At 70.6% G+C, this 20,640-nt stretch carries 20 protein-coding genes; 11 read left to right on the forward strand and 9 right to left on the reverse strand.

All coding sequences use genetic code 11. The features are described 5' to 3' along the window. Positions 1-119 precede the first annotated feature (119 nt). The 3 genes from ABWI07_RS05110 to ABWI07_RS05120 all read right to left on the reverse strand — a co-directional run bounded on the left by ABWI07_RS05110 (position 120) and on the right by ABWI07_RS05120 (position 3,933). Positions 120-1,892 carry an ABC transporter substrate-binding protein gene (locus ABWI07_RS05110; RefSeq protein WP_235037200.1) on the reverse strand — a complete coding sequence of 591 codons (1,773 nt, stop codon included), beginning with the start codon at positions 1,890-1,892 and terminating at the stop codon, positions 120-122. A 260-nt stretch (positions 1,893-2,152) separates the two neighbouring features. Beyond that, positions 2,153-3,232 carry an inositol-3-phosphate synthase gene (locus ABWI07_RS05115; protein WP_149262794.1) on the reverse strand — a complete coding sequence of 360 codons (1,080 nt, stop codon included), beginning with the start codon at positions 3,230-3,232 and terminating at the stop codon, positions 2,153-2,155. 68 nt (positions 3,233-3,300) lie between these two features. Continuing rightward, entirely contained in the window at positions 3,301-3,933 is a 633-nt protein-coding gene (locus tag ABWI07_RS05120; protein WP_149262795.1) for a PadR family transcriptional regulator, read from the reverse strand. 1,315 nt (positions 3,934-5,248) lie between these two features. Between ABWI07_RS05120 and ABWI07_RS05125 the strand changes: the two genes are divergently transcribed. The 3 genes from ABWI07_RS05125 (at position 5,249) to ABWI07_RS05135 (ending at position 12,219) form a co-directional block, all read left to right on the forward strand. Next, entirely contained in the window at positions 5,249-7,801 is a 2,553-nt protein-coding gene (locus ABWI07_RS05125; protein ID WP_353817775.1) for a transglycosylase domain-containing protein, read from the forward strand. 436 nt (positions 7,802-8,237) lie between these two features. Next, positions 8,238-10,685, forward strand: a complete 2,448-nt coding sequence (locus ABWI07_RS05130; protein WP_353817776.1) for a transglycosylase domain-containing protein — start codon at positions 8,238-8,240, stop codon at positions 10,683-10,685. A gap of 124 nt (positions 10,686-10,809) precedes the next feature. Next, positions 10,810-12,219, forward strand: coding sequence for a glycosyltransferase family 87 protein (locus tag ABWI07_RS05135; protein WP_353817777.1), 1,410 nt, complete (start codon positions 10,810-10,812; stop codon positions 12,217-12,219). A gap of 34 nt (positions 12,220-12,253) precedes the next feature. On the opposite strand, the gene ABWI07_RS05140 is transcribed toward ABWI07_RS05135, so the two are convergent. Beyond that, on the reverse strand, positions 12,254-13,198 hold the full coding sequence (locus ABWI07_RS05140) for a MerR family transcriptional regulator (RefSeq protein ID WP_353817778.1): 945 nt from the start codon (positions 13,196-13,198) through the stop codon (positions 12,254-12,256). Positions 13,199-13,350: 152 nt separating this feature from the next. Continuing rightward, a complete protein-coding gene (locus ABWI07_RS05145) occupies positions 13,351-13,818 on the reverse strand; it encodes a hypothetical protein (protein ID WP_149262799.1) in 468 nt (155 codons plus the stop codon). Positions 13,819-14,168: 350 nt separating this feature from the next. Here ABWI07_RS05145 and ABWI07_RS05150 point away from each other — a divergent pair, with 350 nt between their 5' ends. Continuing rightward, complete coding sequence (locus ABWI07_RS05150; protein ID WP_353817779.1) at positions 14,169-14,636, forward strand: barstar family protein; 468 nt, start codon at positions 14,169-14,171, stop codon at positions 14,634-14,636. 4 nt (positions 14,637-14,640) lie between these two features. On the opposite strand, the gene ABWI07_RS05155 is transcribed toward ABWI07_RS05150, so the two are convergent. The 3 genes from ABWI07_RS05155 to ABWI07_RS05165 form a co-directional block, all read right to left on the reverse strand. After that, entirely contained in the window at positions 14,641-15,027 is a 387-nt protein-coding gene (locus tag ABWI07_RS05155; protein ID WP_149262801.1) for a DUF4190 domain-containing protein, read from the reverse strand. A 185-nt stretch (positions 15,028-15,212) separates the two neighbouring features. Further along, positions 15,213-15,980, reverse strand: a complete 768-nt coding sequence (locus tag ABWI07_RS05160) for a deoxyribonuclease IV (RefSeq protein WP_149262802.1) — start codon at positions 15,978-15,980, stop codon at positions 15,213-15,215. Positions 15,981-16,035: 55 nt separating this feature from the next. Beyond that, complete coding sequence (locus ABWI07_RS05165; RefSeq protein WP_149262803.1) at positions 16,036-16,350, reverse strand: hypothetical protein; 315 nt, start codon at positions 16,348-16,350, stop codon at positions 16,036-16,038. Between the two features lie 208 nt (positions 16,351-16,558). Here ABWI07_RS05165 and ABWI07_RS05170 point away from each other — a divergent pair, with 208 nt between their 5' ends. The 7 genes from ABWI07_RS05170 (at position 16,559) to ABWI07_RS05200 (ending at position 20,267) form a co-directional block, all read left to right on the forward strand. Further along, positions 16,559-16,735 carry a hypothetical protein gene (locus ABWI07_RS05170; RefSeq protein WP_160161101.1) on the forward strand — a complete coding sequence of 59 codons (177 nt, stop codon included), beginning with the start codon at positions 16,559-16,561 and terminating at the stop codon, positions 16,733-16,735. Positions 16,736-17,235: 500 nt separating this feature from the next. Further along, on the forward strand, positions 17,236-17,526 hold the full coding sequence (gene rpsF / locus ABWI07_RS05175; protein WP_131877633.1) for a 30S ribosomal protein S6: 291 nt from the start codon (positions 17,236-17,238) through the stop codon (positions 17,524-17,526). A 37-nt stretch (positions 17,527-17,563) separates the two neighbouring features. Further along, the gene (locus ABWI07_RS05180; RefSeq protein WP_353817780.1) at positions 17,564-18,142 is read left to right on the forward strand and encodes a single-stranded DNA-binding protein; all 579 of its coding nucleotides are present in this window, start codon (positions 17,564-17,566) and stop codon (positions 18,140-18,142) included. A 77-nt stretch (positions 18,143-18,219) separates the two neighbouring features. Then, the gene (gene rpsR, locus ABWI07_RS05185; protein ID WP_019631633.1) at positions 18,220-18,456 is read left to right on the forward strand and encodes a 30S ribosomal protein S18; all 237 of its coding nucleotides are present in this window, start codon (positions 18,220-18,222) and stop codon (positions 18,454-18,456) included. A gap of 18 nt (positions 18,457-18,474) precedes the next feature. After that, positions 18,475-18,921, forward strand: a complete 447-nt coding sequence (gene rplI / locus ABWI07_RS05190) for a 50S ribosomal protein L9 (RefSeq protein WP_149262805.1) — start codon at positions 18,475-18,477, stop codon at positions 18,919-18,921. Between the two features lie 148 nt (positions 18,922-19,069). After that, positions 19,070-19,216, forward strand: coding sequence for a hypothetical protein (locus ABWI07_RS05195; protein WP_353817781.1), 147 nt, complete (start codon positions 19,070-19,072; stop codon positions 19,214-19,216). A gap of 178 nt (positions 19,217-19,394) precedes the next feature. Further along, positions 19,395-20,267, forward strand: a complete 873-nt coding sequence (locus tag ABWI07_RS05200) for a peptidoglycan recognition protein family protein (RefSeq protein ID WP_353817782.1) — start codon at positions 19,395-19,397, stop codon at positions 20,265-20,267. Positions 20,268-20,439: 172 nt separating this feature from the next. On the opposite strand, the gene ABWI07_RS05205 is transcribed toward ABWI07_RS05200, so the two are convergent. Next, positions 20,440-20,628, reverse strand: a complete 189-nt coding sequence (locus ABWI07_RS05205) for a hypothetical protein (RefSeq protein ID WP_117397984.1) — start codon at positions 20,626-20,628, stop codon at positions 20,440-20,442. Between the last annotated feature and the right edge of the window lie 12 nt (positions 20,629-20,640).

The raw sequence follows: 20,640 nt of genomic DNA on the forward strand, positions 1-20,640 counted from the left end.
GCCGCGAGTGCGGCGGACAGGACTGCGGGTAGGGCGAGTCTTCGCATGAACTCTCCTGTTCTTTCCCTACTCCTTGATGGCCCCCGGGGCGGAGCGCTCTAGCGCTCCGCCCCCCACAACTACGCAAGGAAAACCCGCGTGAGGTCGTAGCCGGCGGTGGTGGGGAGGAAGTAGGCGCCGTGGACGCGGGAGGAGCGGAAGATGGTCTGGGCGCGGTCGAGGAGGGGGACGATCGCGGCGTCTTCCATGATCTTCCGGTCGGCCTGCTGCCAGTAGCCGGCCGCGCGCTGCGCGTCGGGGGCCGTGAGGGCGGCGTCGATGAGCGCGTTGACCTGCGGGTTGTCGTAGCCGCCGTAGTTGGTGGAGCCGGGGCCGTAGGCGCGCCCGTCGAAGAGCGGTTGGATGATCGAGCGGCCGTTGTTGCCGTACCAGTCGGGGACCCAGCCGGGGGCGGCGATGTCCCACTTGCCCTCGCGGGCGCGGGCGGGCGTGGTGAGGGTGCTGGAGTAGAAGGAGCCGCCCGAGTCGGGGGTCAGTTCCGTCTTGACCCCGCAGGCGTCGAGGTTCTCGGCGATGGACTGGGCGATGAGCTTGTGGACGCTGTTCGTCCGGTACGGGAACTTCAGCGTGATCCCGACGCGGTCGGCCTTGCCGAGCAGCTCGCGGCACTTGGCGGGGTCGCCGGACTCGTTGGGCGTGGGGTAGATGTCGAGGGGCGCGTATCCGGAGTTCCCGGGCGGGATCACCGTGTGCAGCGGCTTCGCCACCGACGGCCCGCCGACGATCTTGATGAGGGCGCTGCGGTCGACGGCGTACTCCAGCGCCTGCCGGACCGCGCGGTCGCCGAGCGCGCCGCCGTTGCGGGGGCTGCGCGTGTTGAACACCAGGTACGGGCTGTTGTTCGGGGTCTCCCTGATCGCGAAGCGCGGGTCGTCCCGCAGCCGCGGGAGCGCCGACGTCGGGACGGGCTGGTCCCACGCGAGGTCGGCGGTGCCCTGCTCGATCTGCTGCTGGACGGTCTCCGGCGAGTCCTGGCCCAGCGTGATCTGGATCTTCGCGACATGCCGCTCGCGGAGCGGGTCCGAGCCCGCCTGCCATGCCGGGTTGTGGGTGAGGACGTAGGAGATGCCCGGCTTGTAGTCGGTGATCTGGTACGGGCCGTCGGAGACCGTGTGCTGCCGGAACTCGGCGCTGTCCGGGACGTACCGGTCGTACTCCTGCGGTGCGGCCGCGGCGACGGGCAGCGACAGCAGGTTGAGGAAGTCGCTGGCGGGGCGCTTCAGCTTGAACACCAGCGTCCGCTCGTCCTTGGCGCGGACGCCCTCGAACCCGTGCTCGCGCTGGTAGGCCGCGATCGCCCGGGCGTTCTTCGCGTCGACGGAGCCGTAGCCGCGGCAGAACGCGTCCATGCCCTTGAGCGTGGAGATGAAGTAGCCCTTGGCGGAGGACGGCGACGCGGGGTTGCAGAGGCGCTCGAAGCCGCGGACGAAGTCCTGTGCGGTCACCGGGCGGGGCGGGTTGGTGTTCCACCGGACGCCCTCGCGCAGCCGGACCGTGTACGTGCGGCGGTCCTTGCCGATGTCGCCGTTCTCGCGCGTCGGGATCCGCTCGGCGACGTCGGGCCGTACGGGGACCGTCTCCTGGAAGTCGTTGGACGCCCGGTTCCCGAACAGCGTGCGGGCGAACGTGCGGGCGAGCCCGTACGCGCCGACGCTGGCCACGGACGCGGGGTCGAGGTGCTCGACGTCGGACGAGCCGACGATCCGCAGCGTGCCGCCCTCGCGGGAGGCGCCCTCCGCCGTCGCACCGTCACCCCCTCCGGCGCATCCGGCGAGCCCCATCACAAGGCCCGTCAGCCCCGCCGTCACCTTGATCATCTCGCGTGCCGTCACGGTGTCACCTCACTGACTCGGAACCTGGCGCGCAGTAACCGGCGGTGTCACAGTAGGGCCAGAGCGTGACAAAGGGCCGGTACATCACCGTTTCTCTACAGAAGTAAGGACGCCCTGACAGTGGGGTGTCCACTGCCAGGGCGTCCTTTGGCGACTTTGTGATCAGGCTCTCAACGTTCCGGAAACCGCGTCCCACCTGGGAGACGGGCCCTTGAACCGCTGATGGGGAGGCGCTGACCGGCGCGTTGTCCCGCCGTGCTCTAGCGCTCGACCTCGCCGCGGATGAACTTCTCCACCGCGTCGTGCGCCTGGTCGTCGTTGTACTGCTCCGGGGGCGACTTCATGAAGTAGGAGCTGGCCGACAGGATCGGGCCGCCGATGCCGCGGTCCTTGGCGATCTTCGCGGCGCGGACGGCGTCGATGATGACGCCGGCGGAGTTCGGGGAGTCCCAGACCTCGAGCTTGTACTCCAGGTTGAGGGGGGTGTCGCCGAACGAGCGGCCCTCGAGCCGGACGTAGGCCCACTTGCGGTCGTCCAGCCACGGCACGTGGTCGGACGGGCCGATGTGCACGTCCGCCTTCGCCATCTCGTGCGGGATCTGCGAGGTGACCGACTGCGTCTTGGAGATCTTCTTGGACTGGAGCCGCTTGCGCTCCAGCATGTTCATGAAGTCCATGTTGCCGCCGAAGTTGAGCTGGTACGTGCGCAGCAGCTCGACCCCGCGGTCCTCGAACAGGCGGGCCATGACGCGGTGCGTGATGGTGGCGCCGACCTGCGACTTGATGTCGTCGCCGACGATCGGGACGCCCGCGTCGGTGAACTTCTGCGCCCACTCGGGGTCGCTGGCGATGAACACCGGCAGCGCGTTCACGAACGCGACCTTGGCGTCGATCGCGCACTGGGCGTAGAAGCGGTCGGCCTCCTCGGAGCCCACCGGCAGGTACGACACCAGGACGTCGACCTCGGCGTCCTTCAGGGCCTGCACGACGTCGACCGGCTCGGCGTCCGACTCCTCGACCATGTCCAGGTAGTACTCGCCAAGGCCGTCGAAAGTGTGCCCGCGCTGGACGGTCACCCCGGTCGGAGGCACGTCGGCGAACTTGATGGTGTTGTTCTCGCTGGCGTGGATGGCCTCGGACAGGTCCATCCCGACCTTCTTGGCGTCCACGTCGAACGCCGCCACGAACTCGACGTCGCCCACGTGGTAGTCGCCGAACTGGACGTGCATCAGGCCGGGAACTCGCGTGTCGGGGGCCGCGTCCTTGTAGAACTCGACGCCCTGGACGAGCGAAGAGGCGCAGTTGCCCACACCCACGATGGCTACGCGCACCGAACCCATCCGGTTGCTCCTTCTCTTTTGCGGAACATGTGGTGTTTCACCCGCCCCCGAAGGCGCCGGGCCACTGGTCAGCGGCCCTCGTCCCGAGGCATGTCCTGGTCAATTCGCTTAGCTGACTGTGCTTGCTGTGCTTGCTGTTCCTGCTCGGCCCGCTCGCGCCCGATGAGCTCGTTGAGCCACCGGACCTCGCGCTCGACCGACTCCAGCCCGTGGTTCTGCAGCTCCAGGGTGTAGGAGTCGACACGCTCGCGGGTGCGCGCCAGGGCGGCGCGGACGCTCTCCAGGCGCTCCTCCAGCCGGCTGCGCCGGCCTTCGAGGATCCGCAGCCGGACGTCGGCGCGGGTGTGCGAGAAGAAGGCGAAGTGCACGCCGAACCCCTCGTCCTCCCACGAAGCCGGGCCGGCCTCGGTGAGGAGCTGCTGAAGGCGCTCCTTGCCGTCGGCGGTGAGCTTGTAAACGATCTTCGACCGGCGGCTCTGCAGCGCCAGCGGCGTGTTCGGCTCCTCCGGCCGGTCCTCCATGATCAGCCCGTTGGCCAGGAGCTGCTTGAGGCACGGGTAGAGCGAGCCGTACGAGAACGCGCGGAACATGCCCAGCAGGGTGTTGAGCCGCTTGCGCAGTTCGTAACCGTGCATCGGGGACTCGTGCAGCAGGCCGAGCACGGCGAGCTCCAGCACGCCCGCGCCCTTCTTGGCCGCCATCCCGAACCCTCTTCCGCAGAAGCCGATGTCTCGATCCGATGTATCGAGCGAATGTATCGGCTCGATACATCGACAAGATACGTACCCGGGGGGCCCGCTGGCAAGTGGCGATCTACCTGGGCCGCTGCGGGGCGTCCCCGCAGGCCCGTAGCGCGAATGCGGAGATTTCAGGGTGTATGTGGTGGAAATGTGTCAAAGTTGCGTCCTGGAACCACCTGGCCGTGTCGCACGACCCCGATCCCGGGACGGCCCCGGGACGGCAACCGAGTGAGGAGGATCCGCCGACCCCTCGGGGGGGCGCTGAGCGGCCGGGATGTCCCTCGCCGAGCACACGCTCCCCCCGCTCACCAGCCCGCACAGTAATCTTCGGACGGCGCACGAGCCGCAACAAGGGCCGGGAGCCACCCGGCCCTCGGCAACAACCGTTGTCCCCTGTTGATGAGGTCGCGTGAGTAATCCAAGCCAGCCCCGACCGGAACCCGGGTCGCAGAGGCCGGGCGGGCACCAGAACCCCCGCCCCGGTGACTCCGGCGACCCCGGCTTCCCGAGCGTCCCCCGCGAGCCCGCCGGAACGAACCCCGCGGGCGCACCCGGCACGCCTCAGAACCCCGCCCCGCCGGGAACGGCGGAAGGACCCGGTTTCATGGGCGGCCCGGGCGCGAGCCCCGGGCCGTTGGGCGGCGCGGCGCCGACCGCCTCCATGCCCGCGGTCCCGTCGAACCCGGTCCCGCCGTCCGCTGGACGCCATGCCGCCCCGAGCGGTCAGGGCGGCCCGGGCGGGATGCCCGGTCAGGGCACGTTCGGCGGCCCCGGCGGCAACGGCGGTCCAGGCGGGACGCCCGGCCAAGGCGGCCTCGGCCCTGGCGGCAACGGCGGGCTCGCCGGGACGTCTGGTCAAGGCGGGTTCGGCGGCAGCGGCGGCCCCGGCGGGACGCCCGGCCCTGGCGGTTTCAGCGGCCCTGGCGGCAACGCTGGTCCTGGCGGGGTGTCCGGCCAGGGTGGATTCGGCGGACCCAGCGGACCCGGTGGACCCGGTGGGAGCAGCGGATCCGGGGGACTCCCGCCGTCGGGCGGCGGTCCCGGTATGGGCAACGCGCCCGGCGCTTCGCCTCCGGTCGGCCAAGGCATGCCGGCCGGGCCGGGCATGGGCGGCGGTCGCCATGCGATGGGCGGTCCTCCCGGCCTTCCCGCGGCTCCGGGGACCGGTCCCGGAGGTCCCGGGTTCCCGAACCCGTCCGGCATGCCCGGGCGAGGGGTTCCGGGTGCGCCCGGTGCGGGCGGAATGGGGCCGCCCGCCGGATTCGGGACGCCGGGGATGCCCGGCGCGGCCCCGAAGCCGGGCGTGCGCGAGAAGCTCGGCGAGCTCGGCAAGGCCGGGCAGGAACTCGGCGCGAAGGTGACCGCGAGGTTCCGCAGTACCGGCACGCGCGCCGCCAACCGCACGGGCGGACCCGGCGTACCCAACCGCACGGGCGGACCCAACCGCACGGGCGGACCCGGCGGCCCGGGCGGGCCTGGGGGTCCCGGAGGCCCCGGCGGGCCGGGAGGCCCCGGTGGCCCAGGACGGCAGGGACCGCCCGGGAAGAAGGGGTTCATCGGCCACCTGCGGTCCCGCGAGACGGGCTGGCGGCGGTTCATCCCGTCCTGGAAGGTCGTGGGAGGGGTCTGCGGCCTCGGCCTCGCGGCGTTCGTCACGCTGATCTGGGTCGCCTACGCCAACACCCCGACCCCGAAGGAGCCGACGGTCGCGGGCGTCGAGGACCAGGCGTCGATCTTCTACTACACCGACGGCACGGAGATCGGCCGGATCGGCAAGAAGCGGCAGAGCGTCGAGCTGGCCAAGATCCCGCCGAACGTCCAGAACGCGGTGCTGGCGGCGGAGAACCGCAGCTTCCGCACCGACCCGGGCTTCTCGATCAAGGGCACGACGCGGGCGGTGTGGGACAACCTGACCGGTGGGTCCGGCGGCGGTTCCACGATCACCCAGCAGCTCGCGAAGAACTACTACTCCGACCCGAACAACCGGACGGTCAGCCGGAAGTTCCAGGAGCTGTTCATCTCGCTGAAGCTGGAGGACGAGCACTCCAAGGACGAGATCCTCAAGCTCTACCTGAACACGATCTACTTCGGCCGCGACACCTACGGCATCCAGGCCGCGTCCCGCGAGTACTTCGGGACGGACGTGTGGAAGCTGACGCCCGACCAGGCGGCCCTCCTCGGCGGCATCATCCAGAACCCGAACCGGGACCCGGGGGACAAGGCCAACCAGGCGTGGGTGACCGGCAGGTACCAGTACACGCTCAACGGCATGGTCTCGATGGGCAAGCTCAGCCGGGCCGAGGCCGACAAGTACATCAAGCAGGGCGTGCCCAAGATGCGGAAGGCGGGCACCAGCGACCAGCTCTACGGCGGCCAGCGCGGTTACATGCTGATGCGCGCCAAGCTGGAGCTGGGCCGGATGAAGATCGACACCAAGGAGCTGACGACCCAGGGCCTGCGGGTCTACACGACGTTCGACCGCAAGAAGATGGCGATGGCCAAGCGCGCGGCCGAGCACACCGTCCCGCAGGTGAACCCGAAGAAGCTCGCGAAGAAGAAGATCCGCGTGGGCCTGGTGTCGGTGAACTCCGCGAACGGCGAGGTCGTCGCGTTCTACGGCGGTCCCGACTACCTGGACCAGTCCTTCGACAACGTGTGGCAGGGCTCGGCGCAGGCCGGGTCGGCGATGAAGCCCTACGTGCTCGCCACGGCGCTGAAGCAGAACTACAGCCTGAAGAGCCTGGTCGAGGGACGCTCGAACACGCCGATCGGCCCGGACGGCAGCGTGGTGTCCAAGGACACCGACGGCGCCGTGATCATCCGGAACAGCCACGACGTCGGCCCGGCGATCAACCTGATCACCGCGACGAAGGACTCGGTCAACACCGCGTTCATCCAGCTGATGGGCAAGGTCGGCATCGAGGAGGCGATCAAGACCGAGACCGACGCCGGCATCGCGTCCGACCTGCTGGAACCGCACAAGTGCTGCCTGAACCTGGCGCTCGGCGTCAACAACATCCGGCCGATCGAGCAGGCGGCGGGGTACGCGGTGTTCGCCAACGGCGGGATGTACCACCAGCCGCACGTGATCCGCGTGGTCAAGAAGTCGGACGGCAAGACGGTGCGGCTGCGGCCCACGTACGAGAAGCGGCGGGTCTTCAGCCCGAAGGTCGCCGCGGACGCGACGTACGCGATGCAGCAGGTCATCAGGAGCGGGACCGCGACGGCGGCGGCGCTGCCGGACGGGCGGCAGGCCGCGGGCAAGACCGGTACGACCGACCGCAACGTCTCGTCGTGGTTCGTCGGGTACGTCCCGCAGATGTCGACCGCGGTGACGATCTACAACGACGCGCTCGGACCGGACGGCAAGAAGAAGTCGGTCATCCTGCCGGGGATCGGCGAGGTGGAGGGCGGCACGATCCCCGCCCGCATCTGGCGGTCCTACATGTCGAACGCGGTGCAGGGCATGGACCCGCAGGCGTTCCCGCCGCCCGCGTGGGGCGGGATCGTGCAGAAGTGGGCGAAGCCGCCGGAGAAGAAGAAGGAAGACGACGGCAAGCCGCCGTGGTGCAACACCCCGGTCGGCAAGTTCGACCCGCGCTGCCAGGACGGCGGCGACGGTGGCCAGGGCAACCTGCCGCCGTGCCAGTCCCCGTTCCAGAATGCCAACTGCGACCCGAACAAGCCGCCGAGCAACCCGCCGCCGCGGTGGTGGTGCCAGATCCACCAGGGCGACCCCGCCTGCCGCAACAAGAGGGGCGGCCGGGGCGCCCAGCCGCAGACCGAGACCCTGAACCCTCTGCAGTTGCTGACGAGGCCGCCCGAATGAACCGGCCGGCCCTTCCGAACCGAACCGTCCACTGGAGATAGGGGTGTGACATGAAGCATCCTTGCGAATTGCCGCACGCCGGCGTCCTTGTCCGCGTGCGTCGATCCGTCCCGACGAAGGTGAGCCCTTCCTTGGCGGCCCCTTCCGCGCCGGGGGCACAGTACGCTCGGACGACGCACAGCCGTCCCCCAGTTGATGAGGCCGCGTGAGTAACCCAAGCCGATACGGACCGGAATTCGGAGAGGGCTCTGGCCGGAGGGGCTCCCCCCGCCCCGGCTCTTCCGGCATGCCCTCGGGCGCGCAGCGCGGCGGGCCGGGCGGCTCGCCGACGCCGGGCCGGGCACCGCGCCCCGGAGGCAGGCCGGGCGGACGGGCGGGCGGTCCCCCGCGCTCGGGCGCCCCTGGAGGCACCCGTCGCCGAGGCGCGCCCGCGGCCATGCCGTCGGGCGGCGGCGGCCGCCCGATGCGGCGCGGCCCCGGCGGCCCAGGTGGTCCCGGCGGCCCTGGCGGTCCCGGTGGCCCGGGTGGGCCGGGTGGCCCCGGCGGCCCGGGCGGACGCGGTGGTTCCGGAGGCGGCGGGGACGACGGCTTCTGGGGCGACGAGGGCCGGGGCGCCGGTCGCGGCGGGGGCCGTCGCGAGCGCAAGCGCACCGACGACGCGAACCAGAAGACCGGTTGGAAGCGCTACATCCCCAACTGGAAGATCGTCGTCGCGGTCGTCAGCGTGACGATCCTCGGCCTGGCGACGCTCGTCATCGTGGCGTACGCCAACACCCCCATCCCGACGGAGAAGCAGCAGGACGCGCTCCGCCAGGAGTCGGTGATCACCTATGCGAACGGGACGACGCTGGCCCGGATCGGCACCCACCGCGAGGACATCCCGCTGAGCAAGGTGCCGAAGCACGTCCAGAACGCCGTCCTCGCCGCGGAGGACCGCGGCTTCTGGCACGAGCCCGGCATCTCCCCGACCGGCATCGTGGGCGCGCTGTACCGGGCCGGGACGGGCGGCGACGTCGCCGGCGCCTCGACGATCACGCAGCAGCTCGCCCGCAACTACTGGGCCAACCTCAGCCGGGACCGCACGGCCAGCCGCAAGCTGAAGGAAATCCTCATCTCCATCCGGATGGGCAAGGAGATGGACAAGTCGCGGGTGCTCGAGCTGTACCTGAACACCGTCCCGTTCGGGCGGCACTCCTACGGCATCCAGGCGGCGTCCCGCGCCTACTTCCACAAGCCCGTCACCGAGATCGACGAGTCGCAGGCGGCGATGCTCGCGGCGATGATCCAGCGGCCGGGCTACTTCGTCACCTACGGGCCGGCGTCCAATCCGGCGAAGCAGGCGCTGATCAGCCGCTGGAACTACGTCCTCGACGGCATGGTCAAGGAGGGCTGGCTCGACTCCGGCAAGCGCGCCCAGGCGAAGTTCCCCCAGACGCAGAAGAACTGGAGTGACGCCCCGAACGACCCCAACGCCGGCTACCTCCAGGACCGCGTCCTCAACGAGCTGAAGACGCTCGGCATCGACGAGCAGATGCTGGAGACCGGCGGCCTGAAGATCACCACCACGTTCCGCAAGGACCTGCAGGACTACACCAACAAGGCCGTCGCGCAGATCCGCAAGGAGAAGGGCCTGAGGAGCGACATCCAGTTCGGGCTCGCGGCGGTCGACCCGAAGACCGGCGGGGTGGTGGCCGCCTACGGCGGTCCGAGCTACGCCAAGCAGCAGTTCGACAACTCCTTCCAGGGCATGGTGCAGCCGGGTTCGTCGTTCAAGCCGATCGTGCTCGCCACGGCGCTCGACCAGGGCATCAGCCTGCGGACGACGATGGACGGCAGCTACAAGCGGGTCATCGCCGGCACGCCCTTCACCAACGACAGCCGCTCGGAGAACGGCGTCTACAACCTCAAGCAGATGACGGCGATGTCGATCAACACGGCGTACGTCGACCTGGGGCAGAAGGTCCAGCTGTCCAACGTCGTGGATATGGCCAAGAAGATGGGCATCCCGGAGAAGTCCCCGGGGCTCAAGGACACCTTCACGTCGCTGCCGCTGGGCGTCATCGACGCGAGCCCGGTCACGATGGCGTCGGTGTACTCGACGTTCGCGGCGGGCGGCAAGCACCGGCAGGCGCACGTGATCGCCAAGATCACCGACAACCGCGGCCGCCCCATCATGAACAACGAGCACAAGCTGCTGAAGAAGCTGCCCTGGGAGAAGCCCACGACGGCCTTCGACGAGGGCGTCGCGGCGGACGCCACGTCCGCGATGCGGGCGGTCGTCACCGACGGTACCGGTACCCGCGCGAGCCTCGGCGCCCGTCCGGTCGCCGGCAAGACCGGTACCACCGACGAGAACAAGTCGGCCTGGTTCGTCGGCTACACGCCGGAGCTCGCGACGTCGGCGGCGATGTGGCGGCAGGACAAGAACGGCAACCGCAAGTCGCTGATCGGCGTCGGCAACTACAGCCAGGTCTACGGTGGTACGGTCCCGGCCGAGCTGTTCAAGATCTTCATGCTGAAGGCCTTGGAGGGCAAGGACATCTCGCAGTTCCCGCCGCCGGTGAACGGCGGCCAGGTCGCCCCGTGGGCCAAGGCGAAGCCGACGCCCACCACGTCCGCGACCCCGACGCCGTCCAACACGCCGACGTGCCAGCCGGGGCAGCAGAACCCGCAGCCCGGCTGCCAGCCGCAGACGACCAAGCCGACGAACACGCCGACCATCACCCCGCCGGGTTCGGGAGACGTGCCGTGCGACCAGTACAACATGCCGCTCGGCTGCAACCCGAACCTTCCTCCGGAAGGCGACAAGTCCTGGTGGTGCGCGAAACCGCAGCACAGGAACGACCCGGCCTGCCGCCAGACCGACCCCAACGCGGGCAACTAGCGGTACGTCCGTGACGGAACGGCCCGGAGCCCCGGCGGCTCCGGGCCGTTCCGTTTCCGGCCGCGCGCGCCTCCGGGCGCGAATAGGCTTGCTGTCCATGTCGTCGTCTACGGAGAGGCTCGGGATGCCCGCCGACAGTGACGGGACGGACGCTCCCGGACGGCTGAGGCGCCTCGCGCCGGTGCTGACAGGGCTCACCGCCCTGGTGTGCGCACTCGGCTGGCTGCAGAAGCAGCCGTGCGCGTCGGTGCGGTTCGACTTCCTCAAGACGACGGCGAACGCCTGCTACACCGACGTCTACCCGCTCTACTACGTGCGCGGGCTCAACGACGGGAAGATCCCGTACTTCGACACGTTCGCCGGCTCCGACATCCGCCACGTCGAGTACCCGGTGCTGAGCGGCGGCTTCATGCAGCTCGTCGCGTGGCTGGTCGAGCCGTTCGGAGTGGACGGGCGCGGGCTCGCGTTCTACAACGTCACCGTCCTGCTCCTCGCCGTCCTCGCGGTCGTCGCCGTCCTCGCCACCGCGTACGCGGCCGGACGCCGCTCCCTGCGCACCGGCCTGATGGTGGCGCTGTCCCCCGCGCTGCTGCTCACCGCCTACATCAACTGGGACCTGCTGGCGGTGGCGCTGTCGGCGCTGGCGCTGGCCGCCTGGTCGGCGCGCCGGCCCGCCCTGGCAGGGGCGCTCCTCGGTCTGGCGATCGCGGCGAAGTTCTATCCGCTGCTGTTCCTCGGGCCGCTCGTCCTGCTGTGCGTCCGGGCCGGGCAGTGGCGCGCCATGGGCCGGATGCTCGCCGGCACGGCCGCCGGGTGGCTGGCCGTGAACCTGCCCGTGATGCTCTTCGCGTGGGACGGGTGGAAGGAGTTCTACACCTTCAGCCAGAAGCGCGGCATCGACTGGGGCTCGATCTTCTTCGTCCTGCAGGACCACGGGCTCGAGAAGCCCGCCTCCGACACCGACCTGCTCAACCTGATCGGCACGGGAACGTTCCTCTTCCTCGCCGCCGGAATCGCCGTGCTGGCCTTGGCCGCCCCGCGCCGCCCGCGGCTGCCGCAGCTGATGTTCCTCGTGCTGGTCGCGTTCATGCTGCCGAACAAGGTCTGGTCGCCGCAGTACGTCCTGTGGCTGCTGCCGCTCGCGGTGCTGGCCCGCCCGAAGCTGCCGGCGTTCGTCGCCTGGCAGCTCGGCGAGATCGCCTACTTCTTCGGCATCTGGTGGTACCTGCTGTCGGTGTCCGCCCAGACCCAGGGCGCCGACCTGTCCGGGACGCTGTCGGCGGTCCTGAGCCTCGACGCTCCGGACGGCGGGATCGGCAAGGACGTCTACTCGCTGGCGCTGCTCGCCCGCTTCGTGACCGTCCTCGCACTGGCAGTGCTGGTGGTGCGGGACGTCCTGGTCCCGTCCGCCGACGTCGTCCGGTCGGACGGGGACGACGACCCGGCGGGCGGCGTCCTCGACGGCGCGCCCGATGTGGTGGCCCTGGGACGCCGGCGCGGCGACCACCACGTCAGCGTCCCCCAGCCCTCCTGAGGATCAGCCTTTCCGAACCTCGGCCCTCCCGGGGTCAGCCGCCTTCCCCGACCCGCGGCCGCAGCGCGTCGATGAACCATTCGAACAGCGGCGTCAGCGTCGGCGGGACGGGCCAGCCGTTGATGACGGCGAGCAGCTGCCAGTACCGCTCGGCGCGGCGGTCGGTGCCGATATCCAGCCGGTGCAGCAGGTCGCGCCGGAACGCGGCGCCGTCGGCGGCGTCCCACGTCTCGGCGAAGGCGCGGACCAGCTCGTCCACCACGGGACGGGCGTCGTCCGAGCGCGGGTCGACGCCGTCCGCGACGGCCTGCTCGACCTTCTGGCGGGTCAGGTCGGCGAGGGCGGCGGCGCCGTCCGGGAGGCCGCCGTCCGCGAGCTCGGCCGCCTGGAACTCGGCCATCCGCCGCACCGAGGCCCGGAAGCCGGAGTCGCCGACCAGTTCCGCCAGCTCGACCCAGGCGTCGACCTGCTCGGGCTCGGGGTCGTCGGGCAGCTCCGGCAGCGCGGCGCGCATCTTCTCCGCGAAGCCGGGGTGGACGTCGAGCCCCGCGAAGGACTCGTCGATGAAGTCGGTGATGATCCGGCGCCGCTCCTCGTCGGAAAGCCGGGCGAGCCTGTGCATGAGTTCTATCTCCTCCGGGGTCGATCCGCGTTTCGCCACCGCCCGCAGCACGGCCCGGCGCAGCCTGAGCGTGCGGATCTGCACGTCCAGCGCGTCCGCGTGCGCCGCCGCGACCTGCCCGACGCCGACCTCCCGGTCCAGCAGCCGCTGGACGGTGGCGAGGTCGACGCCGAGGTCGCGCAGCGTGCGCACCAGGTCGAGGCGCGCGGCGGCGTCCGCGTCGTAGAGCCGGTAGCCGGCCTCGGTACGGCGGGTGGGCGGGACGACACCGGCGTCGGAGTAGAACCGGATCGTCCGCACCGAGAGCCCGGTGCGGCGTGCCAGTTCGCCGATCGTGTACATGGTGTCGCCGTCCATGCCCCTCACCCTGAGGCCTCCAGCCGGTGGAGACTCAACCCCGGACTTCGCACGCTCTCACAATTCCGTGCGCCGCCAAGGGCGCGGGTAGGGAAAGGCCCATCCGGGCGGGTTCGCCGGGACGGGCCTTCGGGGTCCTTCTGGGGTCGGGCTCAGTCCTCGTGAGCGGGATCGGCGACGGTGGGGGTGGTGCCTTCGCGGCGGGCGCGGCGGACGTCCTCGACGAACTCGCGGGAGAACATCGCGGACAGGGTGGCGACGCCGCCGCGGTGGACGCGGATCTCCCCGTGCCGGATCTCCCCGGTGACGCGGATCGCGCGGCCGCCGCCGTTCTCGCCCGTCCAGTCCTTGACGCGGCCGCGGCCGGTGTAGCGCAGGTCCCAGTGGTCGATCCGGGCGTCCTGCGGGACCAGCAGCTTCACCATCGAGTGGTCGAGGTCGACCGCGATCTCGATGTCGCCGTCCGGGATCCGCGGCGAGCGCAGGTCCAGCACGACCATGCCGCGGCGGGCGCGGACCTCGAAGCGGCGGCCGGTCGTCCAGTGGCCGAGCTTCTTGACGGTCTCGTAGTGGGCCTGGACGCGGGTCGCGGTGCCGGCGGTGGTGGGCGCGGTGTTCATCTCTGTGTTCCTCTCGGAATCGGGCAACTACCTCGCTCTAAGAGCTGCTCGCTTACTGAGCATCTCTCTATTCGAGAGAATAGGGAATGGCGAGAGGCGTGTCAAGGGACGCTCGGAGCGGTAGGGAACGCCTTGGCCGCGGCCTCGGCGGCATGCGCGGACGCGCGATGGACGCCCTGGACGTTGAACGCCGCCGCCGCACTCCTCCGTTGAAGGAGGTGTGACCATGGCCGTAAATCTGCCGATATCGGAGGTTCTGCGGCTTATGCCGGGGAACGGAAGGCGGCGGGTGGGGCTGGCCGCCCGCTCCCCGCGGACCTGCGGGGACGCCGGAACTCCCGGGAGATGACGTGAACGCGGACCAAGCGCTGACCGAGCTGCTGGCCGGACGGCTGGAACCGGGCGTCTACCAGTGGCGGATGCCGCCGGTGCCGGGCGCGGTCGGTGACACGAACTGGATGGAGCGGGCCGAGGAGGCCGGCTGGCGGGGCTTCTACCTCGATGGGCGCCGCGCGCGGACGGAGGAGGCGTTCCTGCGGCTGTGCGCCGGCGTCTTCGATCCGCCGGAGGGAGCGGGCGCCGGCTGGGACGATCTCGGCAGGTACCTCAGGGACCTGTCGTGGGCGCCGGCGAAACACGGCTACATGGTGCTGTACGAGTCGTGGGCCGAACTGGCCGAGACGGACCCGGCGTCGCTGCGCGCCGTCCTGGACGTCTTCGCCGCGGCGGTGAAGACGTGGCGGGACACCCCCACCCCCATGACGGTGCTGATGTCGAGCGTCGGCGTGGAGGTGGCGGGCGTGCCCCGGCTCGTCTGAACGGTCAGTACGTGCTGCCGGACGTGGCGCCGCTGCCCACGATCATCGCCCACAGGCCGATGTAGAAGATCCAGAAGATCAGCCACCCGGCGGACACGATGTAGCCGAGGACGAGACCGGCGACGGCCATGCCGTGGCCGCCCTCGCGCGTCCGCTTGATCTGGTTCAGCGAGACGTGCCCGAAGATGATCGCCAGGATCGACGTCAGCCCGCAGGCGAAGAAGCCGATGAGCCCGCACACCAGCGACGCGGTCGCCATCCCGTTGGTCGGCGCGGTGACCGGGGTCGACGACCCGTAGTAGTGGTGCTGGACCGCGGGCTGCTGGGAGTAGGACTGGGCGTAGGGGTCCTGCGCTCCGTAGCCGTAGGGGTCGTAAGGGGGCTGTGCCATGTGCTTCCCGATCGGTTCGCGCGCCCGCCGCCGGAGAGAGCACGCGTGCGCTGAGGGCTGGTTCCGGATTATGACAGTGTGACGTGATCTTCGGACTTTGTCGTCAGGCTGGGCCTACGCGCGTTTAGATGCCGCGCCCGCCACCGCGGTTCCCGGACTCCGGCGACGATCCCGACTCTGCTTCGTCAGAGCTTGGAACGCAACCAGGAAATGTCGTCGGCCTGGCCTTCAGAGGGCGTCTCCACCACGACCGGGGCGCCCGCCGCCCGGACCACGCCGAGGATCAGCTCGGGGTCGATGCTGCCACTGCCCAGGTTGGCGTGCCGGTCGGCCCCCGACCCGAACGAATCGCGGCTGTCGTTGCAGTGCACCAGGTCGATGCGGCCGGTTATGGCCTTGATCCGGTCGACGGCGTCGACGAGTTCCTCCCCCGCCGCGTGCGCGTGGCAGGTGTCGAGGCAGAAACCGAGCTTGGACTCCAGCCCCGGGACGCCCGACAGCACCTCCCACAGCCGCGCGATCCGGTCGAACTTGCGCGCCATCGCGTTCCCGCCGCCCGCGGTGTTCTCGATGTAGACCGGAATCGGACACTCGACCCGCTCGAACACCTTGCGCCAGTTCTCGAAGCCGGTCTCCGGGTCGTCGTCCTTCAGCACGTGCCCGCCGTGCACGATCAGCGCCTTGGCGCCGATCGACGCGGCCGCCTCCAGCTGCTGGGTGAGGTTCTTGCGGCTCGGGATCCGGATCCGGTTGTTGGACGTCGCCACGTTGATCGTGTACGGGGCGTGCACGTACACGTCCACGCCGGAGCCCTCCAGCGCCTCCACGCCCTCGGGCAGGACCGGCTTCTTCCACCCCTGCGGGTCGCCGAGGAAGAACTGGACGACGTCGGCGCCGACCGCGCGGGCGTTGTCGAGCGGGTTGGTCTGGTCGACGTGGGCTCCGATGCGCATGCTCACGAGACTAGCCGCGCCCTCGGACAGGGCGGGCGGGATCCCGGGCCGGCGGTCAGAGCGAGAAGCCCCCGTGGCTCAGCGCGAAGCCGGCGCCGACGAACGCGGCGACCATGCCGATCACGTTCAGCCACCGCTCGTTCGTCGTCGCGGAGATCATCTGGGAGTACAGGGCGACCGGCAGGCCGATCACGCCGAGGAGCGCCCCGGCGAAGTGGGTCGCGGGGATCCAGCCGAGGATCAGCGCCGCGATGCCGAGCGTGAGCGCGGCCACCGCCAGCACGTCCTGCCGCCGGTGCGGGCCGGCCTCGCTCTGTGCGCGGGAGGCGCGCTCGCGCTGCGCGCCGCTGCCGGTCGCCTGCTGGGACATCGGGATCCTCCTCCAGCTCAGCTCCCGCGCCTCGGGCCAGACGGTGCGCGCGGGACCGGACGGACCATGCGGGTAAAGGAATGCCCAGCCGAGACGAAGATCAATCGGGGCCGGGCACGGAATGTCGGCGGCACCCGGTACGGTCGAACACGGATTCGAGAACACCGGCTCGGGTCCGCCCCCGAGGGGAAGCGGGGAGGAGCAGGAGGTGCAGACCGTGAGGGAAGCGGAGTTGGGGCTCATCGGTGACGCGGAGCTCGTCGAGGAGCTGTCGATGCTGACGACCCAGGCCGCCCGCATGCGAGCCCGCATGGCGGACATCATGGCCGAACTGGAACGCCGCCGCTGTACCGCCCGGGCCGCCCAACCCAAGGCGAGGCACTGAGCTGTGTTTTCCACAGTCCCGGCCCACTTCGCTCGCCTGGCGGCTGTGTTTGCCACAGTCCCGGCCCACGTAGCTCGCCTGGCGGCTCGCTACGTGACCGGGCCTGGGCGAACGCGGCATCGCTTCGCGATCTGCCCGGTTCCGCTCGCCTCCGGCTTCGCTCCACCGGGCAGGTCACGCGTTCGCGCGCGTGGCCGAGGCCACTTCGAGACAGGCACTGGAAGCCCATGGCGCACACCGGCGGCGTGCGTTCTGCTCCGGGAACCGGCACGGGCTGCCTGTGGGTCGATCCCCACACCCCGGGAAGGGCGGGGTACGAGCCGATTCCCTGCGCTCCGCTGCAGGAACCGGCTTGCGCACGTCTCAGTGTTGGTAGCCTGTATCGGTCTCGCGGCAGGTCCGCCCGGCGATCCGGGCCGGTGCCGCCGCGGCGGACGCAAGAGCCCTCCTGTCACGGAGAGACCGTGACCGCATCAGTCCAGAGGAGGTAGGGACACAGCATGCGTCGTTACGAACTCATGACCATTCTCGACCCCGCCATCGACGAGCGCACCGCGGGTGCGGCGCTCGACCCGTTCCTGAAGGTCGTCAAGGACGGCGGCGGCAGCGTGGAGAAGGTCGACGTCTGGGGCCGTCGGCGCCTGGCGTACGACATCCAGAAGAAGTCCGAAGGCATCTACGCGGTGGTCGACCTGTCGGCTGAGCCTGCCACGGTCAAGGAGCTCGACCGGCAGCTCAACCTGAGCGAGTCCATCCTCCGCACCAAGGTCATCCGCCCCGAGGTCCACTGAGCCCGGCTCAGCCCTCACACCAGCCGGAGCGAGCCCCATGGCAGGCGACACCGTAATCACGATCGTCGGGAACCTCGTCGAGGACCCGAATCTGCGCTTCACCCCGAGCGGCCAGGCGGTCGCGTCGTTCCGCCTCGCCTCGACCCCGCGGTTCTTCGACCGCCAGTCGGGCGACTGGAAGGACGGGGAGGCGCTGTTCCTGACCTGCAACGTCTGGCGGCAGGCCGCCGAGAACGTGGCCGAGACCCTGCAGCGCGGCATGCGGGTGATCGTGCAGGGACGCCTCAAGCAGCGCTCCTACGAGACCCGCGAGGGTGAGAAGCGCACCGTCTTCGAGGTCGAGGTCGACGAGGTCGGCCCGTCGCTGCGCAACGCCACCGCCAAGGTCAACAAGACCCAGCGGCAGGGCGGCGGCGGTGGCGGCGGCTTCGGCGGCGGTGGCGGCCAGGGCGGCGGCGGCTTCGGCGGCGGCGGCCAGGGCGGCGGCGGTTTCGGGGGCGGCCAGCAGGGCGGCGGCTTCGGCGGCGGCCAGCAGGGCGGCGCTCCGGCCGACGACCCCTGGGCCACCGGCGGTGGCGGTGGCGGCGGCGGATTCTCCGACGACCCGCCCTTCTAAGGCCTCCGGCACGACCACGCAACAACGAGTACACGTCCATTCCCGCGTGAGCGGGGCTCTCCCAAAGGAGCACCACGATGGCGAAGCCACCTCCCCGCAAGCCGAAGAAGAAGGTTTGCGTTTTCTGCCAGGAGAAGATCTCCTACGTCGACTACAAGGACACGGGCCTGCTGCGGAAGTTCATCTCCGACCGCGGCAAGATCCGTGCCCGGCGGGTGACCGGCAACTGCACCCAGCACCAGCGGGACGTCGCCACGGCGATCAAGAACGCCCGTGAGATGGCGCTGCTGCCGTACACCAGCACCGCGCGCTGAGGCAGGGGGTAAAGAATCATGAAGCTCATCCTGACCCAGCAGGTCTCCGGGCTCGGCGAGCCCGGTGACGTCATCGACGTCCGCGACGGCTACGGCCGCAACTACCTCGTCCCCCGCGGGTTCGCGATCAAGTGGACCCGGGGTGCCGAGAAGGAGGTCGAGTCGATCAAGAAGGCGCGCTCGGCCCGCGAGATCGCGACCGTCGAGCACGCCCGTGAGGTCGCCGACCGCCTCGGCGGCCTGCGCGTCACGCTGCGCACCCGCACCGGCAGCAACGGCCGCCTGTTCGGCGCCGTCACCGCCGCCGACATCGCCGAGGCGGTCCGCGCCGCCGACGGCCCCGACCTGGACCGCCGCCGCATCGAGATCGGCAACCCGATCAAGACCGTCGGCACCCACCGGGTCAGCGTGCGCCTGCACAGCGACGTCAACGCCACGATCGACGTCAACGTCCTCGAGGCCTGACACGCACCACCCGACGACCCCCGAGCCCGCCAGGGCCGGGGGTCGTCGTCGTACCCCCGGAAGGTCCCACCCTCGTGCGCGCCCCCGCCGCCGACGGGCCCCGAGCCGCTCCCGCGGCCGAGTCGCGCCCTCCGGGGGCCGCGGGCTGGTGCTGGTCGCGGGGCTGACCGCCACGGCGTGCGCCGCCGTGATCGCGTTGGGCGACGTGCCGCTCGGCACCGCCGGGCTGGTGCTCTCGTCGATCATCCTGCCGCTGTGGCGCACGTGGCGGGACCGCCGATGCGGCGGTGGGTGATCCGCGCGGGACGTTGGTGCCGTGGCGGGTCCCTGGATGCGGAGTCTGTCCACGTTTCGCGTGGCCGCTGATGTTTGGGTTTCCCGTGAAACGTCCGTGAACCGGCGTGCGTTTGAGTGATCGCCTTTGCGGCGATTACGTTCCGTAACCACGATGTCGCGGGACGAAGGGGGCGGTGGTGAGCACGCATTCGGGGGAGGGCGCGGACGAGCCGCATCGCGGGGCCGGGGCCCTGACGCGCCGGGCGCTGATCGGCGGCGTCATGGGGGCCGGCCTGGTGGAGATGCTGCCCCTCGGGACGTCCCGCCAGAATGAAGCCATGGCGGAGGAGCTTGCAGCCGGGCCGTACGGCGGGGTCGACCAGCGCGTTCTTTTCACGGCCGACGCTCCGCACGTGTACACGCGGGCGCAGTGGCATGCGAGGCCGCCCAGGCGCCCGGCCAAGGTCGTCGACAGGGCACCGGACCACATCGTCGTGCACCACACGGCGACGACGAACTCGCGGGGCCGCTCGCTCGCCCATGCGTTCGCCCTGTCGCGGACCATCCAGAACATCCACATGAACCGGAACCGCTGGGACGACGCGGGCCAGCAGCTCACGATCAGCCGGGGCGGCATCGTGATGGAGGGCCGGAACCGGAGCCTGCGGGCCATCCGGTCGGGCGACCTCGCCATCGGCGCCCAGGTCCTGCACCACAACCAGCACACGATCGGCATCGAGAACGAGGGCACCTACATGTCCGGCCGGGTGCCGGGCGCCCTGTGGAAGTCGCTGGTCGAGGTCTGCGTCTGGCTGTGCCGGAAGTACGATCTCGACCCGGCCAAGGCCATCGTCGGGCACCGCGACTACAACAAGACCCTGTGCCCCGGCGATGCCCTCTACGCGCGACTGCCCGCGTTGCGGCGCTCGGTGGCCTACCGCCTGGAGGGCTCGTCGAGCCATCACTCGACGAGCCCCGACACGACGGGCGAGGACTCCACGGGCCCGAACGACTCCGACGGCGGATTGATCCTGCCGCCCCTGCTGCCGTCCCTCGACGACCTGGACTGAGCGTCTGGGTTTCAAAGTCCCGGCCCACTTCGCTCGCCTGGCGGCTCTGCGTGACCGGGCCTGGGCGAACGCGGCACCGCTTCGTGACCTGCCCGGTTTCACTCGCCTTCGGCTTCACTGCACCGGGCAGGTCACGCGTTCGCGCGTGGCCGAGAACACTTCGAGACAGGCGCTAGGTCTCGGGGGTCGTATAACGGGTGCGTCGGCGGGCGATCTCGGGGTCGATGCCCTCGACGAGCGACCAGATGCCCGCCACCCGTTCGACCAGGGTCTCCGGGGGCAGACCGGTGAGGCCCTCCGCCGCCAGGTCGTCGATCGCCTGAGTCAGCCGGGCCATCCGCTCGCCGTGTGTGGAACACATGTTCGAATAGTA

This window comes from Actinomadura sp. NPDC000600 (assembly GCF_040492135.1).
GTDB lineage: Bacteria > Actinomycetota > Actinomycetes > Streptosporangiales > Streptosporangiaceae > Spirillospora.